Consider the following 6,587-nt stretch of genomic DNA (forward strand, 5'->3'; position numbering starts at 1 on the left):
GGGAAATTTGTTCAATTGTATATAGAGAGATATTATTTTAAATAGTTATTAATAACGAAGGAGGAGAGGGGAAATTATGTTCAATCAAAGAACAAGAAATGGCGTCAAAAAAATCCTAGCAATTACAGCAGCTAGTACGATGTTTTCGATGTTTGGCTCATCAATTTCTATCATAGAGGCGGCGTCTGCTCCAGGAGTTTATGTTACACCTAAAAATAGTGCTTCTTCAGATATTATTAGTATAGACTGGTCTCCTGTTCAAACAGCACCTTATACATATTGGGCTGTACATAACTGGAACCAGGGGGGAGAAGCTGGTGGGTATGCTGGATTCCAACAACAAAGCGGTTTTGATGAAAATGGAAAGCGTACTTTACACTTTGCAGTTTGGGATCCTATTTCCTCTAAGGAAGCAATAAAAGCAGAATATGTATCCCCTACATCAGTTGCAAGTAATTTTGGTGGAGAAGGAACGGGTCTTAAAATTCAGACGACATATGATTGGAAGAATTATAATTGGTATCGTATGACAATGCGTTCTTGGCAAGAGAATGGACACACAAAATTTGGACAGTGGTTAAAAGATGTTTCAAAAAACCAATGGAAGCTTATTGGAATTATGGACTTTCCAGTTCCTAACGTTACATTTAACTATGGACAAATGCTGTTTCAAGAAGATTGGGTTGGTAATGGACAAGATGTAAGAGAGGCACGTGTAAAAAATGGATATGGAAGAAATATCTCAGATAAAAAATGGATATCTTGGAATACTCAATCGATAGAGGGGCAAGAGCCATTGAATAATAATTGGGATGGGGGAGCTACTTCAGAATATCTTTGGTTTAAGGCTGGGGGAGACTCTCGATCAACTATTGGAACAGGAAAAACATTTACGTTAAATCAACCTAGCCAACCTGAAATAGGAAAACTAGATTATGATGTAAAGTCTATGTATTATGAAAATGAAAAATTAAATATATCTTGGCAACTAAAAGATAGTAGTACACCTCAATTTAAGGGAAAAATTGAAATTTATAATAATGAAAATATGACGGGCCAACCGATTAACGCAATTAATGATATTAAATCTTATCAAAATGGAATCAGTCAATCTATATCATTACCAACAAATACTTATGCAAAAATTGTATTAACAGATATATTTGATCAAACTGTGGAAAAAAAGGTAAAAATCAAAAATGAATCTCCAAACATTTTAGAAGGGGATCGGTTTGCATGGTCGATGAAGGGTATAGGAGATTTTGAATTTGCAAAACTTAATTTAAATAAATCAACAGAAGAATTGCAAGTTAGTTTAATAGCAGGTACACCACACAATTATTTTGATAGTACGTATGCAAGTATTAAAGTACAGGATACATCAGGTAAAGTGGTATATAACAAAGAGGTTTATGGGAATACCCAACAAAATGCTGAATCAAAAACAGTCCCAGTAAAAGTGGGCAATTTTATTGAACTTACACACCTAGAAGGTGCAGAGAGAGCAATATTAACAAATTTAGATAATAATAAACGTGAAAGCTTTGATAAAAAAGTAATATATGAAGTTACAAAGGATGGTTTAAAGAAAGTAAATCAAATTGTTATTCCTAAACCGGACACAGAAGCTCCTACACAGCCATTAGGATTATATGCAAGTGATGTTACAACAAACAGTGTAGAGTTAAAATGGAATCCTTCTATAGACAATGTGGGTGTAAAAGAATATCAAGTGTTACGTGATGGACAATTGATTCAAACGGTACAAGGAACGACGTTTACTGATCAAAACTTAACAGCTAATAAGGAATATAAATATGCAGTGAGGGCTGTAGATGCAGCTGGAAATACATCGATTCAAAGTGATATTCTTCCAATTAAAACAAAAGATCAAAATGTATCTTATGAAAAATGGGATCCAAAGAAAGCATATACAAAGGGCGATAAAGTAGAGTATCAAGGGAAATTTTATGAAGCGGTTCAAAGCTATCAAGGAAATGGAGATCCTACTTGGATATTTGCCTTATCTTTATGGCAACCATTTAAAATGATATAAAAGTCTTTTACTTAATTTTTATATATTAGTTTAGTGGTCGCAAAAATATGTTTAGATTTTAGCAGAAGATTTCAAAATTGTAAGGGGAAAACTTCAAAACTTAAAATCTGTATAGAAAGTAAATGGTAGTAAAAATACCAAATCTGAGTTTTGTTAAGAAAGTGTACTAAAAAAATTGATTATATCAAGGGGGAAATAGCTTTATCACTGAGAGAAAAAAGCCCTGCACACAGGGCATCTAAAAAGATACCTTAGCAATAACGACAATTAGGAAGAAGTATTAACTAAGGTATCTGGGTGGATGGTTGCATAGTAAATATGCAATTTTGAGCATTGTTGAATGTATTGGGATATTCAACAAGTTCAGAGTAACACAAAATTTCTGTTAATTCAGCCGGTAAATTTGTCCAAAAATACGGATCTATAAATTTACTTTTTACCTCTAGTGTGGATTTATAGATCCTAACAAACGTGTAATCTGAATTTAAAGTAATACCTTTAGAGACTTTTACTTGTCTATTATGAAAATTATACGATTTAGGGAAGTTCCTGAGCATATCGTTAAGATTAGACCACAGGATATATATAATACTTAAATCATGAGAATTGACAATATCTATGCATATCTTGTCATAACAACAAGACTTTTTGTAACTCTTTATTAATTAGGGGAGAGGTCATGTTTGATGAGAATGATAATCTGATTAGGAGGCATAGAGATGGAACTAACTAAATTGGAAAAGGTAATTGTTATTAGTACATTTGTTCAAGGGTTAGGTGAAGAATTCCTGGAAAATAGCAAGGAAAACCATTCTTTAAAACAACTACTTAGGGAGATAGAAAAGGTGTTTAATGATTCAACACCGGATCAAATGCGAGAAGCAGCTGAAAGTGTATTAGAAAAATTCATTTATGATTTAATAAAAGAAAACAATCTTCCACTACTAAAAAATTAATTAAGGCTTTGTGCGAGAACGAGAGGGCAGTAAGGAAATGCCTATAAGGAATCGTTACCGTATCCCTATAAAAATTAATATCAAGCTTGCATAAGGAATGATATATAAAGAGTTTATTCTCTTTATATATGCCAAAAGTCAGTTACTTGTTTTCGAGAATCATGTTTTCTAACAATCTTCATTATTTTTTGCATTGTATTTGGTGATGGTACATAATCCTTGTCATTACACAGTTGGCCTAATGTATTTCTGTTTACTTTACTAGCTTTAGAAAAATCCTGAATTGAGTAATCGTAGCTAGCTAAAAATTTAGCTAGCTTTGTTCTATGTCTCCCAATACCTCTACCCCACACGCTAATCTCCTCCATAATCTTTTTTAATCATCCTTGTCCAAAATGCAAAAAACTATACGCAATTGCAAAGAAAAATTTGCATATTGTACAAGCTATTCACAATAAGATGTATCAAGGTTGCTACCAAAGTAGCTATCAAGGTAACTCTACCAAATTTCTAAGTTTGTAAGCCCATGTATCATCAACATTCAAAATTCTGTTTATAAAGGGGAAATTTATATGTTAACTACATTTATCTCTTTAGGAGCTTTAGGAGTAACGACAATTGGAGGGGCGTTGTTAGAAAAGCATCTTGTGAAAAACGATTATGTTGCAGCAGCGAAACTTTTAAGTGATGGAATATATCATGGAATGAGGATAGGTGGAGTTTGTTTCATTGGTTATGTATTCATTCAAATTGTGGAGATGTTTTAGGGAGGAAATTACATGGGGATTTTAAAGGATTGGCTTCATAAACAAAGTTTGAAGAATCGACTTATAGAGGTATTTGTAAAGGCAGGTTTATATGTAGACCATCAAACAAGAGGTGGAAAAGTACCCATTTACCCGAAGATACATGACATTTTTTCCTCGAAAGAAAAGGTTCGATACATATTTACCATTCCAAACGGATTAGATCCGAAAAACATTGAAAAGAAGTGGTTTTGCTTTCAACAAATATTAGGGCGTAATGTAGCAATTGAAGGTGATATTAAAAGGTTTGTACTTAATGTGTTTCATTCGGATGCTGGGCTACAAGCATACAATTACAGTTATAAGAAGTGGCAACCATTACTTATACAACATCATCTTCCCGTAATTGTAGGGCGTGACCAATTTGGAAATATGATTACGTATGACATGATTGCTTCAAACACGCCGCATCTTCTAATTGCAGGAGAGACAGGGAGCGGAAAAAGTAGTATGGTACGCGTTGTACTGTCCACACTCATTCAATATATGTCTCCTGATAAATTACATTTGTACCTGGGTGATTTGAAGAATTCCGAATTTCATTTCTTGCGAAGGGTGAAACACGTAAAAGAGGTTTGCATGGAAGAAATAGAAATGAAGATTATGCTGCAGAAAGTGTGGAAGGAAATACGCGAACGTAGAAAATTGATGGAAGAGTATGAAGTAGATCATATTGACGAATACAACAAATTAAATCCTGATAATCAGAAACCATATATCTTACTTGCTATCGACGAAGTGGTCATGTTGCAAGATGAAAAAGAATGTATGTCTATAGTTGAAAAAATATCGGCAGTCGGAAGGGCACTTGGAGTTTTTTTAATGCTAAGTATGCAACGCCCTGATGCAAAAGTACTGGATGGTAAGTTAAAGCTCAATATGACGGTTAGAATGGGCTTTAAATGTGATAGTACAATTAACAGTAATATTATGGGTACTCCTGGTTCAGAACGCTTGGAGCAATCTGGCCAAATGATATTAAAGTTAAATGGATTAAAGAAAGTACAATCTCCTTATTTAGAATTAAGTAAAGCCAAGAAGATAGTTGAACCTTATCGCGTTCCGAAAGAGAATATAAAGTTGCAAAACCTACCACAAGAAGAAAATCAATTATTCGGGGTGTTAGATTATGAGGAATAGAGACAAAGCCATACTAAACAATTTGAAGCGTTTTAGATGTATGTCTCGTGATGACATTATTGATTTGCATTTTCAAGGATTAAAGAACGCGGTTACATGCTGTAATACGGTGATGAAGCGATTAAGAAGAGATGGTCATGTGGATGCCAATATCTCGCAACAGCCATACATTTACTTCCCTCAATCCAGCACACTTCGCAAAACTAGCCAAAAGATTCCCCACTTTCTAGGCATATTAGATGTGTATAAACAGCTTATCTATTATGAAAAACCTAAACTGTTTAAAGTGGAGCCAAAGTATGGTAAAGAATTCATGGAACCTGATGCATTTACAATTTGGCGTAGATCTCCATTCTTCATTGAAGTCCAGAAGTCAGTTTACAGCAAAAAAGTTATGCAAGATAAAATAAATAGGTATGAATTATACTTCCACAGTCAGGAATGGCATAACGAATCTTGGCAGCCAAAAGAATCTAAATTCTTTCCATCAATACTTATAATTACTGAAAAGTATTATAATATCACCTCTTTTAGCTTACGTATTTTTCAAGCTTCTTCAATTAGTAATTTCTTGAATAGCCTTGCTGTAAAAGCACAGTAATAGTCCCTAATCAGGGATTTTTTCTCTAAAGAGGTTTCTTAATTTACATCTACGTTTATGAGGTCATCATTGACTGAATTAGTTCATATATTATTTTGCCAATGTGAATTCTAATACAGTTTCGGTTACTAATACAAGTAGCAATGCTGTTATTGCAACAATTTCAGTATATACATTCCTTAGTGTATTTCTATAACACTAAATGGTGTTAAAAAGCTTTTGTAGTAATAGAAGTATTTTTCGGAATCTATTTCTTAACGATTCACCTCTCATTAATAACATATGATAATTGATATTAATCAGTATCTTTTATTTGATAGAATCGTTCGATTAGGCGTTCTTAAGTAGTGTTTGTTAACCTTCCAGGAACATAGTTACTTTCAGCGCATCGTCTCTTTAGTCACCGGATCAATTCCACATACTTTTGGTAGGAGGAATATTACCTGGGATTTCGAAAAATGTTTACATCTCCTTATAACAATAATTGATATTGGATGTTTTCTACCTTAAAAGCTAGTTAGGCGATAAAAATAACATGAATGGACATAATAAGTTTGGTAAATTCATGTATTACTTTTTTAATCCCAGGTATTATATTGCTTATAAAAGGATGTGTTAGAAGTGAGAATTGGAGTAGTTAAAGAGATAAAAAAGGGAGAAGCACGTGTAGGAATGACCCCTGAAAATGTTCGGAAGTTAGTTGAAGAAGGGCATCAAATCTTAGTAGAAAAAGATGCAGGTATTGGATCAGGATATACAAATGATGAATATACAGGCGCAGGTGCAAATTTAGTAGCAAAAGGAGAAGCTTGGGAAGTCGATATGGTAGTTAAAGTAAAAGAACCATTACCTGAAGAATATCGTTACTTTAAAAAAGATCTTATAATCTGGGGGTTTTTACATCTGGCTGCGTCGAAAGAGTGTGTCGAAGCACTGAGAAATGCTGGTACTACTGCAATTGCAGGAGAAACAATTAGCGAAGATGGTGTTTTGACATTATTAAAACCAATGAGTGCAATTGCTGGAAG

The 6,587-nt window shown here is 33.7% G+C and carries 7 protein-coding genes; 6 read left to right on the plus strand and 1 reads right to left on the minus strand.

Going from position 1 to position 6,587, the window contains the following annotated elements:
* Nucleotides 1–76: 76 nt before the first annotated feature.
* Both DN400_RS22045 and DN400_RS22050 read left to right on the plus strand, forming a co-directional pair.
* Entirely contained in the window at nt 77–2,056 is a 1,980-nt protein-coding gene (locus DN400_RS22045; protein ID WP_147801938.1) for a DUF3472 domain-containing protein, read from the plus strand.
* 719 nt (nt 2,057–2,775) lie between these two features.
* Complete coding sequence (locus DN400_RS22050; protein WP_000424048.1) at nt 2,776–3,012, plus strand: hypothetical protein; 237 nt, start codon at nt 2,776–2,778, stop codon at nt 3,010–3,012.
* A gap of 122 nt (nt 3,013–3,134) precedes the next feature.
* Here the strand turns inward: DN400_RS22050 and DN400_RS22055 are convergent, their stop codons facing one another.
* The gene (locus DN400_RS22055; protein WP_000264559.1) at nt 3,135–3,365 is read right to left on the minus strand and encodes a helix-turn-helix domain-containing protein; all 231 of its coding nucleotides are present in this window, start codon (nt 3,363–3,365) and stop codon (nt 3,135–3,137) included.
* A 219-nt stretch (nt 3,366–3,584) separates the two neighbouring features.
* Here DN400_RS22055 and DN400_RS22060 point away from each other — a divergent pair, with 219 nt between their 5' ends.
* From DN400_RS22060 to DN400_RS22075, 4 genes are all read left to right on the plus strand, one after another.
* Nucleotides 3,585–3,779: a hypothetical protein gene (locus DN400_RS22060; RefSeq protein ID WP_147801939.1), complete on the plus strand. Its 195-nt coding sequence runs from the start codon at nt 3,585–3,587 to the stop codon at nt 3,777–3,779.
* A gap of 12 nt (nt 3,780–3,791) precedes the next feature.
* On the plus strand, nt 3,792–4,958 hold the full coding sequence (locus DN400_RS22065; RefSeq protein WP_000511835.1) for an FtsK/SpoIIIE domain-containing protein: 1,167 nt from the start codon (nt 3,792–3,794) through the stop codon (nt 4,956–4,958).
* Nucleotides 4,948–5,559 (plus strand): replication-relaxation family protein, encoded by a 612-nt coding sequence (locus DN400_RS22070; RefSeq protein WP_001245888.1) that lies wholly within the window; start codon nt 4,948–4,950, stop codon nt 5,557–5,559. Before DN400_RS22065 ends, DN400_RS22070 begins: the two co-directional genes overlap by 11 nt.
* 621 nt (nt 5,560–6,180) lie before the next feature.
* The coding region (locus DN400_RS22075; protein WP_481747368.1) for a Rossmann-fold NAD(P)-binding domain-containing protein at nt 6,181–6,587 on the plus strand (407 nt) is incomplete at its 3' end.

Source organism: Bacillus sp. AR8-1 (assembly GCF_008042345.1).
Lineage (GTDB): Bacteria > Bacillota > Bacilli > Bacillales > Bacillaceae_G > Bacillus_A > Bacillus_A cereus.

Bases quoted from the DNA above. Each gene is read 5' to 3' on its own strand.
- DN400_RS22065 (WP_000511835.1), top strand. From the start codon at position 3,792: ATGGGGATTTTAAAGGATTGGCTTCATAAACAAAGTTTGAAGAATCGA.
- DN400_RS22070 (WP_001245888.1), top strand. From the start codon at position 4,948: ATGAGGAATAGAGACAAAGCCATACTAAACAATTTGAAGCGTTTTAGA.
- DN400_RS22045 (WP_147801938.1), top strand. From the start codon at position 77: ATGTTCAATCAAAGAACAAGAAATGGCGTCAAAAAAATCCTAGCAATT.
- DN400_RS22060 (WP_147801939.1), top strand. From the start codon at position 3,585: ATGTTAACTACATTTATCTCTTTAGGAGCTTTAGGAGTAACGACAATT.
- DN400_RS22050 (WP_000424048.1), top strand. From the start codon at position 2,776: ATGGAACTAACTAAATTGGAAAAGGTAATTGTTATTAGTACATTTGTT.